At 73.6% G+C, this 20,120-nt stretch carries 11 protein-coding genes; 5 read left to right on the forward strand and 6 right to left on the reverse strand.

Translation table 11 applies throughout. The features are described from left to right. Positions 1-257: 257 nt before the first annotated feature. Positions 258-599 (forward strand): DUF2345 domain-containing protein, encoded by a 342-nt coding sequence (locus JOE68_RS32425; protein ID WP_204841925.1) that lies wholly within the window; start codon positions 258-260, stop codon positions 597-599. Here the strand turns inward: JOE68_RS32425 and JOE68_RS09355 are convergent. Continuing rightward, positions 596-1,252, reverse strand: coding sequence for an HNH endonuclease (locus tag JOE68_RS09355; RefSeq protein ID WP_204841926.1), 657 nt, complete (start codon positions 1,250-1,252; stop codon positions 596-598). The two genes, JOE68_RS32425 and JOE68_RS09355, sit on opposite strands and share 4 nt — an antisense overlap. Before the next feature lie 153 nt (positions 1,253-1,405). Here JOE68_RS09355 and JOE68_RS09360 point away from each other — a divergent pair, with 153 nt between their 5' ends. From JOE68_RS09360 to JOE68_RS09375, 4 genes are read left to right on the forward strand one after another with little or no spacing between them, the layout of a single operon-like run. Beyond that, complete coding sequence (locus JOE68_RS09360; protein ID WP_346038636.1) at positions 1,406-3,499, forward strand: prolyl oligopeptidase family serine peptidase; 2,094 nt, start codon at positions 1,406-1,408, stop codon at positions 3,497-3,499. Positions 3,500-3,521: 22 nt separating this feature from the next. Beyond that, entirely contained in the window at positions 3,522-4,409 is an 888-nt protein-coding gene (locus JOE68_RS09365) for a mechanosensitive ion channel family protein (RefSeq protein ID WP_204841928.1), read from the forward strand. 45 nt (positions 4,410-4,454) lie between these two features. Then, positions 4,455-4,838, forward strand: coding sequence for a globin (locus tag JOE68_RS09370; RefSeq protein WP_204841929.1), 384 nt, complete (start codon positions 4,455-4,457; stop codon positions 4,836-4,838). Between the two features lie 57 nt (positions 4,839-4,895). Beyond that, positions 4,896-6,488 carry a glycoside hydrolase family 13 protein gene (locus JOE68_RS09375; protein ID WP_204841930.1) on the forward strand — a complete coding sequence of 531 codons (1,593 nt, stop codon included), beginning with the start codon at positions 4,896-4,898 and terminating at the stop codon, positions 6,486-6,488. Between the two features lie 46 nt (positions 6,489-6,534). On the opposite strand, the gene JOE68_RS09380 is transcribed toward JOE68_RS09375, so the two are convergent. From JOE68_RS09380 to ettA, 5 genes are all read right to left on the reverse strand, one after another. Beyond that, a complete protein-coding gene (locus tag JOE68_RS09380) occupies positions 6,535-7,161 on the reverse strand; it encodes a DUF8010 domain-containing protein (protein ID WP_204841931.1) in 627 nt (208 codons plus the stop codon). After that, positions 7,154-7,585: an acyl-CoA thioesterase gene (locus JOE68_RS09385; protein ID WP_204841932.1), complete on the reverse strand. Its 432-nt coding sequence runs from the start codon at positions 7,583-7,585 to the stop codon at positions 7,154-7,156. Before JOE68_RS09385 ends, JOE68_RS09380 begins: the two co-directional genes overlap by 8 nt. Positions 7,586-8,003: 418 nt before the next feature. Further along, positions 8,004-12,968, reverse strand: coding sequence for an NAD-glutamate dehydrogenase (locus JOE68_RS09390; protein ID WP_204841933.1), 4,965 nt, complete (start codon positions 12,966-12,968; stop codon positions 8,004-8,006). Positions 12,969-13,172: 204 nt separating this feature from the next. Then, positions 13,173-17,822: a hypothetical protein gene (locus tag JOE68_RS31765; RefSeq protein WP_204841934.1), complete on the reverse strand. Its 4,650-nt coding sequence runs from the start codon at positions 17,820-17,822 to the stop codon at positions 13,173-13,175. A 16-nt stretch (positions 17,823-17,838) separates the two neighbouring features. After that, positions 17,839-19,515, reverse strand: a complete 1,677-nt coding sequence (ettA, locus tag JOE68_RS09400; protein WP_204841935.1) for an energy-dependent translational throttle protein EttA — start codon at positions 19,513-19,515, stop codon at positions 17,839-17,841. Between the last annotated feature and the right edge of the window lie 605 nt (positions 19,516-20,120).

Below are 20,120 nucleotides of genomic sequence, written 5' to 3' on the forward strand. Positions count from 1 at the left end.
CGTACACCCGGATGGACGAGTCGGTTACGCCTGTTCAGCGTCCGCGCGTGACCTCCAAGTCGGCGCTCGGCACCGGGCGGGGATCCGTCCGGATCACTGCCCGTGACTCCGTGCGCATCACCGCGCGGGACTCCGTCCGGATCACGGCGTTGCCCGGTTCGGCTCGTGCCGGCGCGCGGGGCAGTGTCCGGATCACCGCGGCGGACCCGGTTCGGACCACCGCTCGCGACTCCGTTCGGATCACCGCCTGCGACTCGGTGCGCATCACCGCCCGGGACTCCGTGCGCATCACGGCCCGCGACTCGGTCCGGATCACCGCTCGGGACTCCGTGCGCATCACCGCGCGCGACTCGGTCCGGATCACCGCCCGGGACTCGGTCCGGATCACCGCTCAGGGCTCGGTCCGGATCACCGCGCGCGGCTCGGTCCGCATCACGAACTCGGTCCGCATCACGGCGCGGGACTCGGTGCGGATCACCGCCCGGGACTCCGTGCGCATCACGGCCCGGGACTCCGTGCGCATCACCGCGCGCGACTCGGTCCGGATCACCGGCTCCGTGCGGATCACCGCGCAGCAGGACTTCGCCCTGGCCGCCTAGGCCGCCGGTTCGCCCAGGTAGGGCAGCCACTGCGGATCGGCCTCGGTGACGCCCGCCAGCAGCCGCCAGTGCGGCCCGCGCGGCGCGGTCGGCGCGACCCGGAGCCGCCAGCCCAGTTCGGACAGCAGCTTGTCGGCCTTGCGGTGGTTGCACTTCGCGCAGCAGGCCACGCAGTTCTGCCAGGTGTGGGGCCCGCCGCGGGAGCGCGGCACCACGTGGTCGATCGTCTCGGCCCGCCCGCCGCAGTACGCGCACCGGTAGCGGTCCCGGTGCATGAGACCGGCGCGGGTCAGGGGCACCCGGCCCCGGTACGGCACCCGCACGTAGTTGCTCAGCCTGATCACCGACGGCACGACCACCTCGGCCGTCGACGAGTGGACGACGGCGCCCGCCGGGTCGCCGTGCACCACCTCCGCCTTCCCGCACACCACCAGGACCACCGCGCGCCGCAGCGGCAGCGCCGTGAGCGGCTCGAACGTGGCGTTGAGGAGCAGGACCTTCCGCCTGCCCCAGGGCAGCGCCACGGGCGCCGGACCGGCTCCCTCCCCACCCGCCACCGCGTGCACCGCGGGCTGTTTTTGGCCGGACGGGACCAACGGCGCGAGCCCGGCCTCGACCAGGGCGCCGATCGGGGTGGGTTGTCGGTCTGGCACGCGACCACCTCCACCGGTTCAGCCATAGCAGACCACAGATCGACCCCAAAAATCACGTGTGATAGATGACGCGTCCGGGGCGACCGGGTGGAAACTTCGGTGAACGGCTCCCTATCGGACATGATTTTCAACTGGGGCACTACTCTGGGTGAGGTGACCGACCCTTCCCCCGCAGTGCAGCCCCCACCCCTCACCTACCCGCCGGCCGAACGCCTCGACCTGGTCGAACGCCTGCACGGGCACCCGATCGCAGACCCCTACCGCTGGCTGGAGGACCCGGCCGACCCGCGCACCGCCGAGTGGTCCGCGGCCCAGGACGCCCTGGCCAGGCAGTGGCTCGACGCCCTGCCGGGGCGCGCCGCCCTCGGCGGGCGGCTGGGCGAGCTGATGCGCACCGGTTCCGTCGGGACGCCGGTGTGGCGCGCCGGGCGGGCGTTCTACACCCGCCGCGGCCCCGACCAGGACCACCCGGTGCTCTACGTGCTCGAGGACGGCGTGGAGCGGGTGCTGCTGGACGTCGACGCCCTCGACCCCACCGGGCGAACCACCCTCGACCGCTGGTCACCCTCCGTGGAGGGCACGCGGCTGGCCTACCAGGTGTCGGTGGGCGGTGACGAGCACTCCCTGCTGCACGTCCTGGACGTCGTCACCGGCGACCTGCTCGAAGGGCCCGTCGACCGGTGCCGCTACTCCCCGGTCGGGTGGCTGCCCGGCGGCGAGGAGTTCTTCTACGTGCGCCGCCTCGACCCCGCGCTGGTGCCCGAGGACGAGCGCCAGTTCCACCGGCGCGTGTGGCGGCACCGGGTCGGCGCCGACCCGGCCACCGACGTGAACGTGCACGGCGACGGCCTGGACCACACCTACTACTACGTGCTGTCGGTCAGCGACGACGGGCGGTGGCTGATCGTCAAGGGCGCGCCCGGCACGGTGCGGCGCGACTCGGTCTGGATCGCGGACCTCCACGGATCGGGTGAACTCCGCCCGGTCATCACGGCCGAGCAGGGCGCCCAGTGCTCGGCCTGGGTCGAGGACGGCCGCCTCTACCTGCGGACCAGCCTGGGCGCGCCGCGCTTCCGGCTGTGCGTGGCGGACCCGGCCGAGCCGACGGCGTGGACCGAGCTGGTCCCCGAGCAGCCGGACTCGGTGCTGGACGCCGCGACCTGGCTGGACGGCGCGCTGGTGCTGCTGCGCACCCGGCACGCGGTCTCCGAGCTGCACCTGCACGACGCGGCGACCGGCGCCCACCGGGGCGGGATCCCGCTGCCGGGGACCGGCTCGCTGCACGGCTGGTCCACGGTGGACCGGGCCACGCCGACCGACCGGGACGTGCTGTGGTTCGGGTTCTCCGACTTCACCACCCCGCTGTCGGTCTACCGGTTCCGCCTGTCCGACGGCTCGACCACCCTGCACGCCGCCGCACCGGGCACCGCCGAGCTGCCGCGGGTGACGACCCAGCAGATCCCCTACACCTCCCTCGACGGCACCACGGTGCGGATGTTCGTCGTGTCCGCCGGGCAGCGCCCGGACCTGCCCCGACCCACCCTGCTCACCGGCTACGGCGGGTTCGCGGTGGGCCGCGGCCCCGGCTACAGCGCCACGGCGCTCGCGTGGGTCGAGGCGGGCGGGGTGTGGGCGCACGCCTCGCTGCGCGGCGGCGACGAGGAGGGCGAGGAGTGGCACCGGGCCGGCACCCGCGAGCGCAAGCAGAACGTGTTCGACGACTTCCACGCCGCGGCGGAGCGGCTCGTCGCCGACGGCTGGACCACGCCGGAGCAGCTCGCGATCACGGGCGGCTCCAACGGCGGCCTGCTCGTGGGCGCCGCGCTGACCCAGCGGCCGGAGCTGTACGCGGCGGTGGTGTGCTCGGCGCCACTGCTGGACATGGTGCGCTACGAGAACTTCCTGCTCGGGCGGCTGTGGGCGGAGGAGTACGGCAGCGCCGCGGTGCCGGAGGAGCTGGCGTGGCTGCTGTCCTACTCCCCGTACCACCGGGTGCGCCCCGCCGTTGAGTACCCTTCGGTGCTGTTCACGGTGTTCGAGTCGGACAGCCGCGTGGATCCCAACCACGCCCGCAAGATGTGCGCCGCGCTGCAGCACGCGACGGCGAGCGACCCGACCAAGCACCCCGTGCTGCTGCGCCGGGAGACCGAGGTGGGGCACGCCGGGCGATCGGTGAGCCGGTCGGTGGGGCTGGCCGTGGACCAGTTGACGTTCCTGGCCGCGGCCACGGGACTGGAGTTCGCCTGAGGGACCGAGGAGGAGTGGGTCGGTGGACGTGGAGTCGACGCTCGCTGTCGATTGGTGGGTGGTCAACGGGCCGAAGATCGCCGAGGGCGCGTTGCGGATCGTCTTCACGGTGGTCATCGCCGTGGTCGTCCGGTTCCTGCTGCGCCGGCTGATCGACCGGCTGACCAGGGGCTCGTCGGAGGGGCGCAAGCCGAAGCTGCTGCGCCCGCTGCGGGAGCGGGCGCCGCAGGCGCTGGGCGTCCTGGTCTCCGAGCGCCGCGAGCAGCGGGCCAGGACCATCGGCTCGGTGCTCAAGTCCATCGTCACGTTCGTCGTGTTCGGGGTGGCGTTCCTCCAGGTCCTGACGGAGCTGAAGATGAACGTCACCCCGATCCTCACCTCGGCCGGCGTGCTCGGCGTGGCGATCGGCTTCGGCGCGCAGAACCTGGTCAAGGACTTCCTGTCCGGCATGTTCATGATGCTGGAGGACCAGTACGGCGTGGGCGACGTGGTGGACCTCGGCCCGGCCACCGGCACGGTGGAGTCGGTCGGGATGCGCATCACCACGATCCGCGACACCAACGGCACCGTCTGGTACGTGCGCAACGGCGAGATCATGCGGGTGGGCAACTCGTCGCAGGGCTTCGCGGTCGCGGTGGTGGACCTGCCGCTGGCCTACGGCGCCAACCTGGCCTCCGCGACCGAGGTGCTGACCTCGGCCGTGGACGGGGCGGTCGCCGAGGAGCCGCTGGACAAGGACGTCATCGACAAGCCCCAGGTGCTCGGTGTGGAGAAGGTCACCCCCGAGGGCATCACCATGCGGGTCACGGTCAAGGTCCGGCCGGGGCGGCAGTGGGCCGTGCAGCGGGCGCTGCGGGCGAAGCTGATGCCCGCGCTGGAGGACGCCGGGATCTCGCTGAAGTCCGCCTAGGCGGAGCAGGTCGACCCGGTCGGACGGGAAGGGCAGGATGGTGCGGTGAGCAGTGCCGAGAACTTCTACGAAGCGGTGGGCGGGTACGACACCTTCCACAAGATCGTCGCCCGGTTCTACGAGCAGGTCGCCGACGACCCGGTGTTGCGCCCGCTCTACCCCGAGGAGGACCTCGGACCCGCGGAGGAGCGGTTCCGGTTGTTCCTCATGCAGTACTGGGGCGGGCCGCACACCTACTCCGACCAGCGCGGTCACCCGCGGTTGCGGATGCGGCACGCGCCGTTCACCATCGGGCCGGTGGAGCGGGACGCCTGGCTGCGCTGCATGAAGGTCGCCGTGGACGAGGCGAACCTCACCCCCGAGCACCGCGACCGGCTGTGGGCGTACCTGGAGATGGCCGCGAACAGCCTGCTCAACGCCTGGGCCTGACCGCCGATCACCCGAAGGGGGCCGGGTTGTCCGGCGCGGGTGGCAGGATGACGTCTCGTGCGACGATCCTCCGACCCCCGACCAGAGATCGCCGACGAGTCCGCCTGGTGGCGCGACGCCGTCTTCTACCAGGTCTACGTCCGGTCGTTCGCCGACTCCGACTCCGACGGCGTCGGTGACCTGGACGGCGTCCGGTCCCGGCTGGGCTACCTCGAGCTGCTCGGCGTCGACGCGTTGTGGCTGACGCCGTTCTACCCGTCGCCGATGGCCGACCACGGGTACGACGTGGCCGACCCGCGCGACGTCGACCCGCTGTTCGGCGACCTCGCCGCGTTCGACCGGCTGGTCGCCCAGGCCCACGAGCACGACATCCGCGTCACCGTGGACCTCGTGCCCAACCACACCAGCGACCGGCACGAGTGGTTCCGGGCCGCCCTGCGGTCCGCGCCCGGCAGCCACGAGCGGGAGCGCTACTTCTTCCGGGACGGCCGCGGCCACGCCGGCGAGCAGCCGCCCAACAACTGGACCAGCGTGTTCGGCGGGCCGGCCTGGACGCGGGTGCCCGACGGCCAGTGGTACCTGCACCTGTTCGCCCCCGAGCAGCCCGACCTGAACTGGGAACACCCGGACGTGCCCGCCGACCTGGCGCGGACCCTCCGGTTCTGGCTGGACCGCGGCGTCGACGGCTTCCGCGTCGACGTCGCGCACGGCATGGCCAAGCCCCGCGGCCTGCCGGACATGGACCCGCGCGCCGCGGTGCCGGGCGTGCTGCACGACAACGCGGTGGACCCCCGGTTCGACAACGACGCCGTGCACGAGGTGCACCGCATGATCCGCAAGGTGGTCGACGAGTACCCCGGGCGGATGGCGATCGGCGAGGTCTGGGTGAAGGAGGACGAGCGGTTCGCCCGCTACGTCCGGCCCGACGAGCTGCACCTGGGCTTCAACTTCCGGCTGGTGCAGGCCCCGTTCGACGCCGACGCGGTGCGCGCCGCCGTCGAGCACTCGCTCGCGGCCGTGCAACCGCACGGCACGCCGCCGACGTGGACGCTGTCCAACCACGACGTCACCCGGCACGTGACGCGGTACGGCGGCGGGTCGCTGGGCGTGCGGCGGGCCCGCGCGATGGCGCTGGTGCAGCTGGCGCTGCCGGGCGTGGTCTACCTCTACAACGGCGAGGAGCTGGGGCTGCCGAACGTGGAGCTGCCCGACTGGGCGCTGCAGGACCCCACGTGGCTGCGCTCGGGCCGCACCGAGCGCGGCCGGGACGGCTGCCGCGTCCCGCTGCCCTGGGAGGGCGACGCGCCGCCGTTCGGGTTCACGGCGGGCGCGGGGACCTGGCTGCCGCAGCCGGGCGACTGGGCGGGGCTGACCGTCGAGTCCCAGCTGGAGGACCCGGGCTCGGTGCTCTCGTTCTACCGGCAGGCCCTGGAGCTGCGCCGGTCGCACGGGGCGATCAGCGGCGACGAGGTGGAGTGGTACGGGGCGCCGGCCGGGTGCTTCGCGTTCCGGCGCAAGGGCGGCGGCCTGATCTGCGCGCTGAACACCTCGGGCGGCCCGGTGCCGCTGCCGCCGGGCGAGGTGCTGCTGTCCAGCGGTCCGATGGACGACAACCGGCTCCCGCCCGACACTGCGGTCTGGCTGGTCTGACGCGCCGCGGGCGGGGAGGCGGAGCCGCCCCGCCCGCGGACCCTCCCTAGACCAGCAGGGGCAGCATCGAGTGGCGGCGGCGGACCACCGCGCCGAAGCGGGCGTCGATGCGCAGCCACGAGTCGGTGGCCGTGACGCGCACGTCGTCGCCGCCCAGGAAGCCCATGCCCGACAGCGCGAACAGGCAGCGCAGCGGCACCTTGACGGCCAGGCCGGAACCGCTGACCGTGAGGACGGTCTGGTCCAGGAGCGAGGCCGGCGGGGTGCCGTGCGGGCCGGTGTTCTCGCGGGCCACCGCCACGCCCTGCTCGGCCAGCTCGGAGACCACGGCGCCGGGCAGGCGGTCCACCGGCAGCCAGCCCTCGACGGGCGGCAGCGCCGAGCGCCACAGCAGGTCGCGGGCCTGGCCCGGGTCGACGGTGTCGCCGCGCACCACGGCCAGGCCGGTGAGCAGGTCGCTGCCGGAGACCGTGACGTCGTCGGGCGTGACGCGGCCGGCGACGGTGCGGGTGGCCAGCGCGTCGAACGGGGTGGCCACCCAGGCGTCCAGCAGGCCGCCGGAGGGGCGGTTGCGCAGCCGGACGACGGACCGCGCGTCCAGGCGCACCGCGCGCGCCACGAAGGCGCCCAGGTCGTCCCGCTCGGCGGGATCGGCGAAGACCAGCTCAGGCACCGTTACCTCCGGCTCGCCAGCCGGCGAGGAAGTCGCGTTCGGCTTCGAGGAGGCGGCGCGGGCGGCCGGCCTCCAGGTTGTAGGGCACCATCAGGGTCTGCGCCGTCGCCACGACGGGGCTGCCCTCCTTGCGCCCGTTGCGGACCGAGTAGTCCAACGTGAACGAGGCCGACTTCAGTTCCCGCACGCACATCTCGACCACGACCTCGTCACCGGTGAACACCAGCGGGGTGAGGTAGTCCACGGCCAGGCGGGCGACCACGACGCCGCGCGCCATGTCCGGCACGCCGTGCCGCGCGGCCTCGGTGAACAGCAGGTCTATCCGGGCCTCTTCCAGCAGGGTCACCGTGTTGGCGTGGTTGACGTGGCCGAACGCGTCCATGTCCGACCAGCGCGGACGCACTCCCGTGACGAACACACCCAACTTGAACGCGCCTCCCGCCATCGCTTCGGTGGCGTTGACCCTATCCGCGTGCCGGGACCGGGCGGAACGGCACCCGTGCCGCGCGCCCCGACCCGGCCCCGGGCCCGCCGGGCGGCCCGGGGCGCGAAGGCGATCGGCGGGCACGGCGCCGGCGTTCCCGGCGGGTCCGGCGGGTGGGCGCCGAAGTGGCCGGGCGATCGCGCGGGCCGCTTCGGCGGTGCGACCGGAATCCCCGCAAAGGTTTTCAGCACGGTTTCCCGCAGCAGTGCGGAAAACCCTTCACCACGCCGTGAGCACGCGCTGGACCACCCGAATCCGACGCGCAATTCGCAAATTCTTGCAAAGATCGGTCTTTCCGACCGGCTCGCGCGCAGAAAAGGCCGGGCCCCGCGGGGCCCGGCCTTTCCCGTGTGGGCGATCAGCGAATCATGCTGCGCACCTGGCGCGCCGCCACCGACAGCGTCGCCAGGTCCAACCTGCTGACCCGGTTGATCTCGGCCAGCGCCGCTCGCGCGCGGCCCAGCCGCGAGGCGTTGGCCTGCTCCCACGCGGCGATCTTCTCGGCCGGCGGCTCACCCGGCTCGCTGGAGCGCAGCACGTCGATCGTGACCGACCGCAGCGACGAGTAGAAGTCGTCGCGCAGCGCCAGCCGCGCCAGCGCGTGCCAGCGGTTGCCGCGCTCCAGGTCGCTGACCGAGCTGAGCATCCGGTCCACGTCCAGGTGCTCCGACAGCGCGAAGTACAGCTCGGCCGTCTCCAGGTGCGACCGCTCGCCCGCGACCTGGCCCTCCTCGCGCTCGGCCAGCTCCGCCACCTCGGTCACGTCCAGCAGCCCGTAGGTGAACAGCAGCACCGCGACGCGGCGCGCCAGCCCCTCCGGCACCCCGGCGGCGACCAGCCGCTCGACGTGCTCGACCACCGACTCCTTCTCGCGGCCCTGCAGCAGGTCCGGCACCCTGGGCGCCAGCTCGCCGATGACGCCCGCGAAGCGGCTGATCGTGGAGCCCACCGCGAGCGGCTGCGGGCGGTTGGTCAGCAGCCACCGCGACGCCCGGTCGAGCAGGCGGCGGGTCTCCAGGACCATGTCGTCCTGCACCTCGGTCGGGATCGCGTTGTCCAGCGCGCGGATCTCCCGCCACAGCGACGGCAGGTCGTAGATCGCCGTCACCACCGCGTAGGCCCGCACCGCGTCCGTCGCCGACGCGCTGGTCTCCTCGGCCAGCCGGAACGCGTAGGACACGCCGCCGCCGTCCACGACCTCGTTGACCAGCACCGTCGTGATGATCTCGCGGGACAGCGGGTGGCTGCCGATCGCGTCGGCGAACCCCTCGCGCAGCTCGCCGGGGAAGTAGTCGGGCAGCTTGCGTGCCATGACGTCGATCGACGGCAGGTCGCCGGCCAGCACCTCCTCCTTCAGCGCGAGCTTCACGTGCGCCAGCAGCGTCGCCAGCTCCGGCGAGGTCAGGCCGTCGCCGGCCTTCTCCAGGGCCTTGAACTCCGCCGGCGACGGCAGCGCCTCCAGCGCGCGGTCCAGCACGCCGCGCTGCTCCAGGTCGGCCACCAGGCGCGCGTGCACCGACAGCATCGGCACGGCGTGGGCGCGGGAGACGCCCAGCGCCAGGTTCTGCGAGTAGTTGTCGCCCAGCACCAGCCGGCCGACCTCGTCGGTCATCTGGCCCAGCAGCGCGTCGCGCTGCCCCTGGTCGAGCCGGCCCTCCCGGACCAGCTCGTCGAGCAGGATCTTGATGTTGACCTCGTGGTCGGAGCAGTCCACGCCCGCCGAGTTGTCCAGCGCGTCGGTGTTGACCTTGCCGCCCGCGCGGGCGAACTCGATCCGGCCGCGCTGGGTCAGGCCCAGGTTGCCGCCCTCGCCGACGACCTTGACCCGCAGGTCCGCGCCGTTGACCCGGATCGCGTCGTTGGCCTTGTCGCCCACCTCGGCGTGCGACTCGGCGCCCGCCTTCACGTAGGTGCCGATGCCGCCGTTCCACAGCAGGTCCACCGGTGCGAGCAGGACGGCCTTCATCAGCTCCTGCGGCGAGAGCTTCACCACGTCCTCGGGCAGGCCCAGCGCCGCGCGCGCCTCCGGGCTGACCGGGATGGACTTCGCCGTGCGCGGCCACACGCCGCCGCCCGCGCTGATCAGCGACCGGTCGTAGTCGTCCCACGAGGAGCGGGGCAGCTCGAACAGGCGCCGGCGCTCGGCGAACGACGGGGCGGCCACCGGGTCCGGGTCGATGAAGACGTGCCGGTGGTCGAACGCCGCGACCAGGCGGATGTGCTCGGACAGCAGCATCCCGTTGCCGAACACGTCGCCGGACATGTCGCCGACGCCGACGACGGTGAACTCCTCGGACTGGGTGTCGGTGCCCAGCTCGCGGAAGTGCCGCTTCACGCTCTCCCACGCGCCCTTGGCGGTGATGCCCATGGCCTTGTGGTCGTAGCCGACGGAGCCGCCGGAGGCGAACGCGTCGCCCAGCCAGAAGCCGTAGGACTTCGACACCTCGTTGGCGATGTCGGAGAACGCCGCCGTGCCCTTGTCCGCGGCCACCACCAGGTAGGTGTCGTCGCCGTCGTGCCGCACGACCTGCGGCGCGGGCAGGACCGTGCCGGAGCTGAGGTTGTCGGTCAGGTCCAGCAGGCCGGAGATGAACTGCCGGTAGCAGGCGACGCCCTCGGCGAGGAACGCCTCGCGGTCCAGGCCGGGGTCGCCGGTCGGGGCGGGCGGCCGCTTCACCACGAAGCCGCCCTTGGCGCCCACCGGCACGATCACCGCGTTCTTCACCGCCTGCGCCTTCACCAGGCCCAGGACCTCGGTGCGGAAGTCCTCGCGCCGGTCGGACCAGCGCAGGCCGCCGCGCGCGACCGGGCCGAACCGCAGGTGCACGCCCTCGATGCGCGGCGAGTAGACGAAGATCTCGAACCGGGGCCGCGGCTGCGGCAGGTCCGGGATCGCGCGCGGGTCGAGCTTGACCGCCAGGTACGGGCGGGGCGCGCCGTCGGCGTCCCGGACGAAGTAGTTCGTGCGCAGCGTCGCCTGCACCAGGGTGAGCAGGCTGCGCAGGATGCGGTCGGCGTCCAGGCTCGTGACGTCGTCGATGAGCGCCGTGATCTCCTCCGCCAGCGCGTCCGTGCGGGTCGCGCGCCGCTCCTCGTCCAGCGCCGGGTCGAAGCGCGCCTCGAACAGGCGCACCAGCGCCGTCGCGACCTCGGTGTGCCCCAGGACGGCGTCCTCGATGTAGTCCTGGCTGTACGGGGTGCCCGCCTGGCGCAGGTACTTCGCGTAGGCGCGCAGCATCGCGGCCTGCTGCCACGTGACGCCGGCCTTGAGCACCAGCGTGTTGAAGCCGTCGACCTCCGCCTCGCCGCGCCAGGCGGCGGCGAACGCGTCCTGGAACCGGGTGCGCACCGACTCCAGGTCCTCCTCCGACAGCTTCTCCAGCGTCGCCTGCTCGATGCGCAAGCCGAAGTCGTAGATCCAGCACTCCGTGCCGTCCTCGCGGACCAGCTCGTAGGGGCGCTCGTCCACCACGACCACGCCCATGCGCTGCAGCATCGGCAGCACGTCGGACAGCGTGATCCGCGCGCCCGCGAGGAACAGCTTGAACCGCCGCTCCCCCGGCTCGGCGTCCCGCGGCACGTAGAACACCATGTCCAGGTCGCCCCGGCCCAGCGCCTCGATGCGCCGGAAGTCCTCGAGGCCCTCGGCGGCGGTGAAGTCCTCCTTGTACGCCTCCGGGAACGCCGCGGCGAACCGCAGGCCCTGCTCGGGGGCCGACTCCGCGCCCAGGCCGGCGCTGCCGTCGGACTGCCCGTCCAGCACGGCCTCGACCATGCGGTCGTCCCAGGAGCGGACCGCCTCGGCCAGCAGGTGCTGGATGTGGGCGGTGTCCGGCTCGGCCTGGCGGCTCGGGTCGGTGTGCACCATGAAGTGCACGCGGGCGAGCGCGGACTCGCCGACGCGGGCCGAGTACTCCAGGTTCACGCCGCCCAGCTGGTCGATCAGCACCTCCTGCATGGCCAGCCGCGAGGTGGTGGTGTAGCGGTCGCGCGGCAGGTAGACCAGGCAGGAGTAGAACCGGCCGTACGGGTCGCGGCGCAGGAACAGCCGCAGCCGGCGGCGCTCGGCCAGCGCGATCACGCCCGCGACCGTCTGGTAGAGCGTGTCCGCGTCGACGGAGAACAGCTCGGTGCGCGGGTAGTTCTGGATCACCTCCAGCATCCGCTGCCCCGAGTAGGAGTGCAGCGGGAAGCCGGCGCGGTGGATGACCTCGCGGACCCGGCGCTCGATGGCCGGGATGTCGAGCACGTCCTCGTGCAGCGCGGTGGTGGAGAACACGCCGAGGAACCGGTGCTCGCCGGTCACGTCGCCGTCGGCGTCGAAGGTCTTGACGCCCACGTAGTACGGGTAGACCGAGCGGTGGACGCTGGACTGCGCGCTCGCCTGGGTCAGCACCAGCAGCTCGCGCGACAGCGCCTGCGCGCCGGCGTCCGGGCCGGCGGTGAGGCTGCGCGCCGCGAGGCTGTCCTGGCGCAGCACGCCCAGCCCGCTGGCCAGGACCGCGCGCAGGGCGGGCTCGCCGTCGGTGGCCGGGTCGTCGCGGACCAGCTCGTACCGGCGGTAGCCGAGGAAGGTGAAGTGGTCGGCGGCCAGCCAGCGCAGCAGGCGCGCGCCGTCGTCCACCTCGGACTCGTCCAGCGGCGGCGGCGCGGCCTGGAGCTGGTCGGCCAGCTGCAGCGCGGTGGCGGTCATCCTGCTGGTGTCCTCGACGACCTCGCGCACGTCGTTGAGGACCGTGTAGAGCTTGGTCTCCAGCTCGCGCGCCCGGTCCGGGTCGGTCAGCAGGTCCACCTCGATGTGCATCCACGACTCCGCCACCGCGTCCGACGGCGGGTCGGCCGGGTCGGCGGTCGGCAGGACCTCGTTCAGCGCGCCGGTCACCGGGTCGCGGCGCACCACGACGATCGGGTGCACCACCCGGTGCACCTGCACGCCGCCGCGGGTCAGCTCGGAGGCCACCGAGTCGACCAGGTACGGCATGTCGTCGGTGACCACCTGCACGACGGTCGCGGGGCACGTCCAGCCGTCGTGCACGCGGGTCGGGTTGAGGATGCGCACCAGCGCGCGGCCCGGCACCCGGGTCCCGGCGAGCTGGTGGTTCGAGCGGACGGCGCCCACCAGGTCCACCGGGTCGTCGTCGTTGACTTCCTCGGCGGGCACGTGGCGGTAGTACAGGCGGATCAGGTCGGCCAGCTCGGGGGCGTTGGCGGCGGCCCGTTCGATCAATTCGTCACGAGCTTGTTCGGGACTGGCCGCACGGCCGGCACCGGCGTCGTGACGGGTGGCGAGCTCCGATCGGGACGGGACTCCAGTCGAGGTCATGTTCAGGCGACTCCACGCGTATCCGGCACCTCTGTGTGCCGGGTCCGCGCACCACTTAACCAGACTCGCCGGCCCCGGTCGGCGCAGCCCTGGTGACTGAATCGAGCCACCTGCGGCGCAGCGGGAAATCATCGCGGCACGGTTGTTTTAGGCGTCCCGTGCGCGTTACCCGCGGGACACCTCATTAAAACCTCAAATGATTTCTCAGCTTTCGGGCAGCGTCCACCGCGGTGGTTCGCCGGTCACCCTCCGGAGGGGCGCGGTCGTCTCCGCGTCGGTCTCGGGTGCGGTCCCCGGGCCGGTCCGCGGACTGGTGCGGGGGCCGGTGCGCAGGTCGCCCACCGGCACGATCGGCCCCGTGCTCTCGGCGTCCCGGTGCTCCTCCGCGCCCCGGCCGGCGCCGGCCTGCGCGGCTTCGTCCTCCCGCCGACCGGTCTCGTAGGCGACGAGGGCTTCGGCGAGCAGCTCGGCGAGACTGAGATCACTCTTCGGCCGCCGCGAGGCGCGGGTGGCGCTGGGCGAGTCGGACGTCGGCGCGGTGGGCTCGACGAGCGGCGGCAACTCGATGGACCGCCCCCCGACGACGACCGCCGTGACGAACGGCTCCTCCCCCGGCTCCACCCCTTCGCCGGACTTCGGCCCGACCTTCGGGTCCTCCTCCGCGCCGGGGTCGGCGTGGGCGGTGGGGTCGGCGCCCCGGTTCGCAGCCGCCCCGGGCCCGGCCGGCGGGTAGGGGTCGGGGTCGTGCTCCACGTCCGCGTGCCCGAGGAAGCTGGACGGGCCGAACGGGGACGGCGGCACCGGCCCCGGCACCGGGACGGGCGGGACCTGGTCGGGTTCGGGCACCTCCGGCACGGGGTCGGGCAGCGGGGTGGGCGGCGCGGGAGGGGTCGGCGGCTCGTCCCGCTCCGGCGCGGCGGGGGCTTCGGGCGCGGGCTCGGGCTCGGGCGAGACCGGGGGTTCGGGCGTGCCGGGCGGTTCCTGTGCGCTGAACGGCTCGGGAGAGCTGAACGGCTGGGGCGCGCTGAACGGCTCGGAAGCGCCGGAGGACCTGGGCGGCCCAGGCCGCTCGTGCGCGCCGGAGGACTCCAGCGGCACAGGCTGCTCGTGCGCGCCGGAGGACTCCAGCGGCACAGGCCGCTCGTGCGCGCCGGACGGCTCGGGAGCCGTCGGCTGTCCGGGCACGGCGAACGACTCGGGCAGCACGGGCAGCTCGGGGTACAGCGAGAGTTTCGGCAGCCTCGGCAGCTCGGGCAGCTCCGGGAGCACCGGCAGCTCGGGAACCGCGTACGACTCGGGAACCGCGTATGACTCGGGCGCGGCGGGCGACACGGGCCCCTCCGCCGGCTCGGGCGAGGTTCGCGGCTCGGGCGAGGTCTGCGGGCCGGGTGAGGTCTGCGGGCCGGGTGAGGTCTGTAGCTCGGGCGAGGTCTGCGGGCCGGGTGCCTCGTGCGGCTCAGGACCGGTGAACTGCCCCGGCACGAACGTCGGCGCGGGTGCGGGCTGTGGTCCGGAGGCGGGTGCGGGGCCGGTCGGCGGTTCGGCCGTGGGCGGTGGTTCGGGGACCCGCGCGGTGGGGATCACCGGGCCCTTGGCGAAGGCCGCGCCCAAACCGGATGGCGCCGCGTCGTCACCTCGCCCCGCGGGTCGGACCATCGACGGCGAGTCGAACATGCTCACCGGAGGCGCAGCCTCCTCGCGCAACCGCCCCGGGGCTTCGACCCGCCACTGGACGGTCTCGACCTGCTCCTCGGCGCCCGAGGCACGCTCGGCGGCATCCACGTGCTCGGCAGCGGCCAAGTGCTCTGCGGTGCCGGCGTGCTCGGCAGCGGCCAAGTGCTCTGCGGTGCCGGCGTGTTCTGCGGTGTCCAAGTGCTCTGCGGCGCCGGCGTGCTCGGCGCTGATGTGCGTGGCGCTCGCGTGCTCCGCGCCAGCGTGTTCGACGGCGTCGGCGGAGCCCTCGACGTCACCGTCACCCTCGGCCTCACGGGCACGCCGCCGCCCACCGGCTCGCTGGGAATCGATCAGCCCGGCGGCCTTGAGCGTTTCGAGGACACCGCCCCCGTCCGGGTTCGGGGGGCTGACCGCCTGCTCGCTCGTGGCGTCGGGGATCTCACCGGCCGCTTTCCGCGCTGCCCGCCGCCCGCTGCGCATGGCGCCCGCAGCGGCGATCAGCCCGGCGGCCGGCACGCTCTTGCCCGCCTCACCGCCGTGCTCGGTGTCCCCGGCGGAGGGGACGTCGGCCCCGGCCCGGTCCGAAGCGGTGTCATCGGCGGGAGCGCCGGGCTCTTCGGCAGCGATGCCCTGGTCAGGGAATTCCGAAGCGGAACCACCGACAGGACCGTCGAGCAGCGGCCGGGCGAAGACGTGGGTCGTTTCCGACTCGGATGCGGCGGCCCCCGCCTGCCCCGGTGACGGCGGCGCGAAAGGAGCAGGCCCGGCCGCGAACGTGCCGGAGGGGGGTGTGGCGGGCGCGGCGGAGGCAGGCATGGCGGAGGCAGGCATGGCGGAGGCAGGCATGGCGGGCGCGGGCGTGGCCGGCGGAGGCAGCGCAGGCGTGGCAGGCGCAGACGTGGCAGGCAGAGGCGTGGCAGGCGCAGGCGTGTCCGTCGGGGGTGTGGCAGGCGCAGACGTGGCAGGCGAAGGCGCAGCGGGTGCGGGTGTGCCCGGTGGAGGCGTCGCAGGCGTGGGCCCGGCAAAAGCAGGCGTGTCGGGTGGGAACGACGCAGGCGCAGGCGCGGCCGGCGTGGGCGCGGAGGCGGCGGGCGCGGGTCCGAGCGGGGGCGTCGACGGTGGCGTGGGGGTGGCGGGCGTGGGGGTGGCGGAGGGGAACGCCTGTTCCAGGTAGGTCTGCGCGCGGGTGCGGTGGGAAGTGGGGCGTGCTTCGCCGCTTCTCGCGTGTTCCGGTCGGCCTTGGGTCGCCTGGCCAAGCCCTGCCTGCTGTGGCACTGCGGCCGCTGCCGCCGGCGGGACCGCGGGCGCGGCGGGTGGTGCGGCAGGCGTCGTGGACGGTGCCTCTGCGGTGGCGGCCGGCGTCGCCGTCGGGGCGAACGGCGCCGGTGGCGTGGTGGGCGGCGTGGTTGCCGTGGTGGGAGTCGTCGCGGCTGCGGCTGCGGGCGGCGCTGCTGCGGCGGGTTGCGTAGCGGGGGGCGGCGCTGTGGCGGCGGGCTGCGGCGGCGCAGCAGCGGGCGGAGGCGCTGTGGCGGGGCTGGGTGGGATCGCCGAAGCGGCTTGGGGCGTGTGAGCGGGTGCGGGCGGCTCCGCGGGCGCGCCGGTAGGGATAGGCGCGGTGGAGGCGGGCGCGTCGGTGGGAGCGGACGCGGTGGAGGCGGGCGCGCCGATAGGGGCAGGCGCGGTGGGAGCGGGTGCGCCGGTGGGAAGGGGCGCGCCGGTGGGGGCGGGTGCGAGCTGCGGAGACGGTGCGGGCAGCGGTGCGGACGCCGCCTGCGGCATGGGTGGGGTCGGGGCGTCGGTCGGGTCGGGGGCTCGGCGGCGACCGCCGGAGGCGGGTGGCTCGGCGGCGGTGCCCGGGTCGCCGAACGGCTGGACCAGCCGCCAGCGGTCCGCCGCGTGGGCGCGGGCCGCGGAGAGACCTTCCACCGTCATGTCCTCGGTGGCCCTGCGGGTGCGCTTGACGCGCAGACCTTCCGGTCGGTGCACCTGGCCCGGGCGCCACTGGCGCAGCTGCTGCCTGGCCTCCGGGGTCAGGTGCGGGTCCGGTTGCGGGGTCGTGGTGCGCGGCTCCCGGTGGAGCAGGGACGCCAGCTGCTCGTGCAGGCCGGTCGGCTTGGCGTGCACCCCGGAGAACTCGGCCGCCAGCCTCGCCCGGACCGCGTACACCGCGCGGGCCCGGCGGCGTTCGGCCGCGTGGGCCGAGCGGAGGTCGGCCAGGGCCTCGGTCAGCTGCCCCGACACCTCGTGAACGTGCGCCAGCGCCAGCAGGCTCTCGGCGAGCAGGGTGTCGAGCTGGTGGCGTTCCGCGCTGTCCGCGGCGTCCCGCAGCAGGTCGCGCGCCTGGTCCACGCGGCCGGCCGGCAGGTGGACCCGGGTCGCGAGGGCCAGCCGCAGCCAGCCCACCGCCGGCGCCGACGGCGCCCGCACCGGGAGGTCGAGCAGGGGCGTGCCGGTTTCGGCGGCTTCCGCCGGGCGGCCCGCGTCCATCAGCGCGCAGACCAGCTCCACCACGAGCCTGCCGCGCACCTGGCCGCTGTCGGCCGCCGGGTCCGCCAGCCGGTCGAGCAGCTCCACGCCCTCGCGGCTCGCCGCGATCGCCGCGTCGAAGTCGCCCCAGCGGCGGTGCTGGCCGGCCGCCGCCGCCCGGAGCAGCCCGCGCAGCAGCAACGCCGTGTCGTGGTCCAGCACCGGGTCGGACGCGTAGAGCCGGTCGGCCTCCTCCAGTGCCTGGACCAGGGCCGGCCCGCGGCCCACCGAGACCAGGCACTCGCCGGCCTGCACGAGCGCCGAGGCGCGCAGCGAGTCCGGGACGCCGTCGGCTTCCAGGACCGGGCGGACGGCGGCGAACCCGGTCAGCGGCGCGCCGACCGCGCGGGCGCTGTCGGCCAGCTCCACGCGCAGCCGCCACGCCGTCTCGTGCTCCGCTTCGGCCTCGGCCGCCTTCAGGGCGTCCAGCGCCCGGTCGGCGACCCGGACACCGCGGCCCAGCCGGTTGCTCGCGAAGACCACCAGGGACTCCGCGCGCAACCGGTCGACCTCGTCACGGCGGGCGGAGGCGAGCGCCACCGCGCGCTCGCCCAGCACCAGGGCCAGTTCCGGCGCCCGCCAACGCAGCCGCCAGGCGGGCACGACCAGCGTGCTCACCTCGACGTCCGCCTGCGCTTCGCCCCTCGCCGCCACGGTGTCCGTACCCGGCTCAGTCTCGTGTGAGCTTGCGGTAGGTGACGCGGTGCGGCCTCGCGGCCTCCGCGCCCAGGCGCTCCACCTTGTTCTTCTCGTAGCCCTCGAAGTTGCCCTCGAACCAGTACCACTGGGACGGGTTCTCGTCCGTGCCCTCCCACGCCAGGATGTGCGTGGCGACGCGGTCGAGGAACCACCGGTCGTGCGAGATGACCACGGCGCAGCCGGGGAACTGCTCCAGGGCGTTCTCCAGCGAACCCAGGGTCTCCACGTCCAGGTCGTTCGTCGGCTCGTCGAGCAGGATCAGGTTGCCGCCCTGCTTGAGGGTGAGCGCCAGGTTGAGCCGGTTGCGCTCGCCGCCGGACAGCACGCCCGCGGGCTTCTGCTGGTCCGGGCCCTTGAAGCCGAACGCGCTGACGTACGCCCGCGACGGCATCTCGACGTTGCCGACGTGGATGTAATCGAGGCCGTCGGAGACGACCTCCCAGACGTTCTTCTTGGGGTCGATGCCGGCGCGGTTCTGGTCGACGTAGGACAGCTTCACCGTCTCGCCGATCTTCACCGTGCCGCCGTCGGGCTGCTCCAGGCCCACGATGGTCTTGAACAGGGTCGTCTTGCCGACGCCGTTCGGACCGATCACGCCGACGATGCCGTTGCGCGGCAGGCTGAACGACAGGCCGTCGATCAGCACCCGGTCGCCGAAGCCCTTCTTCAGGTGGTCGACCTCGACCACGACGCTGCCCAGGCGCGGGCCCGGCGGGATCTGGATCTCCTCGAAGTCGAGCTTGCGGGTCTTCTCCGCCTCGGCGGCCATCTCCTCGTAGCGGCCCAGCCGCGCCTTGGACTTGGCCTGGCGGGCCTTCGCGCCCGACCGGACCCAGTCCAGCTCGTCCTTCAGGCGCTTCTGGAGCTTCTGGTCCTTCTTGCCCTGCACCGCGAGGCGCTCGGCCTTCTTCTCCAGGTAGGTGGAGTAGTTGCCCTCGTACGGGTGCGCCTTGCCCCGGTCGAGCTCGAGGATCCACTCGGCGAGGTTGTCCAGGAAGTACCGGTCGTGGGTGACCGCCAGGACGGCGCCGGAGTACTGGGCGAGGTGCTGTTCGAGCCACAGGACGCTCTCCGCGTCCAGGTGGTTGGTGGGCTCGTCCAGCAGCAGCAGGTCCGGCTTGCTCAGCAGCAGCTTGCACAGCGCGACCCGGCGGCGCTCGCCACCGGACAGCGTCTTGACGTCGGCGTCGGGCGGGGGGCAGCGCAGGGCGTCCATCGCCTGCTCCAGCTGGGAGTCGAGGTCCCACGCGTTCGCGTGGTCCAGCTCCTCCTGGAGCTGGCCCATCTCCTCCATCAGCTCGTCGGAGTAGTCGACGGCCATCTTCTCGGCGATCTCGTTGAAGCGGTCCAGCTTCACCTTGATCTCGCCGAGGCCCTCCTGCACGTTGCCCAGGACGGTCTTCTCCTCGTTGAGCGGCGGCTCCTGCTGGAGGATGCCCACCGTGTAGCCCGGCGAGAGGTACGCCTCGCCGTTGCCCGGTGTGTCCAGGCCGGCCATGATCTTCAGCACGCTCGACTTGCCGGCGCCGTTCGGACCGACAACGCCGATCTTGGCGCCGGGGTAGAACATGATCGTGACGTCATCGAGGATGACCTTGTCCCCGTGCGCCTTGCGCACCTTCTTCATGGTGTAGATGAACTCGGCCATGCCCGCGATCGTAGAGCGGTGCCGATCGGGCAAGTACCTCGGACGCCGGCAACGGACGTGGCGACAGCTCGGAGTTAACGCGATCGTGGGTCACCCGCTGCTGTCACAGCGTGCCGGGCCCGTTCGGGCGCGGCGCTGTGACCAGCGGATCCGCTGGGATGCGCGAACTCATTGCGGTGTCAAACCCCCGTGCCGGCGCGAGAACCGCCTCGGCGCCTTCCCACGACCTCCCTCCTCGATGCTCGTGACGACGACCCCCGGTGGCATTGTCCGGCCCGGGTGCGCGCACCGACCCGTTTCCGGCCGTCATGCCCCGAACGGCTCAGGACTGCACTTCGGTTACCCCCTTCGGGTGCTCCCAGTCACCGGGATTTCGGGCGGCGGCTACTCCACTGGCCTGGAAATCACGGCAACCGACTGACACCGGCCGCCGGCGCTGCGACGACCTCGGGCGCGGCGGCGCCTCCGCAGCGCCCGATCAGGCGGGGCGACGGGGCCTGTGACGCCCCCGGACCTGGGACGTTCCCAGGCCCGGGGTGCGGTGGGGACCGGGTCGGGAAGGAACCGAACGAGGACCGGGCCGGGCAAGCCCCGACCAGGCGGGC

The organism is Saccharothrix algeriensis (genome assembly GCF_016907655.1).
In the GTDB taxonomy this organism is placed as follows: domain Bacteria; phylum Actinomycetota; class Actinomycetes; order Mycobacteriales; family Pseudonocardiaceae; genus Actinosynnema; species Actinosynnema algeriense.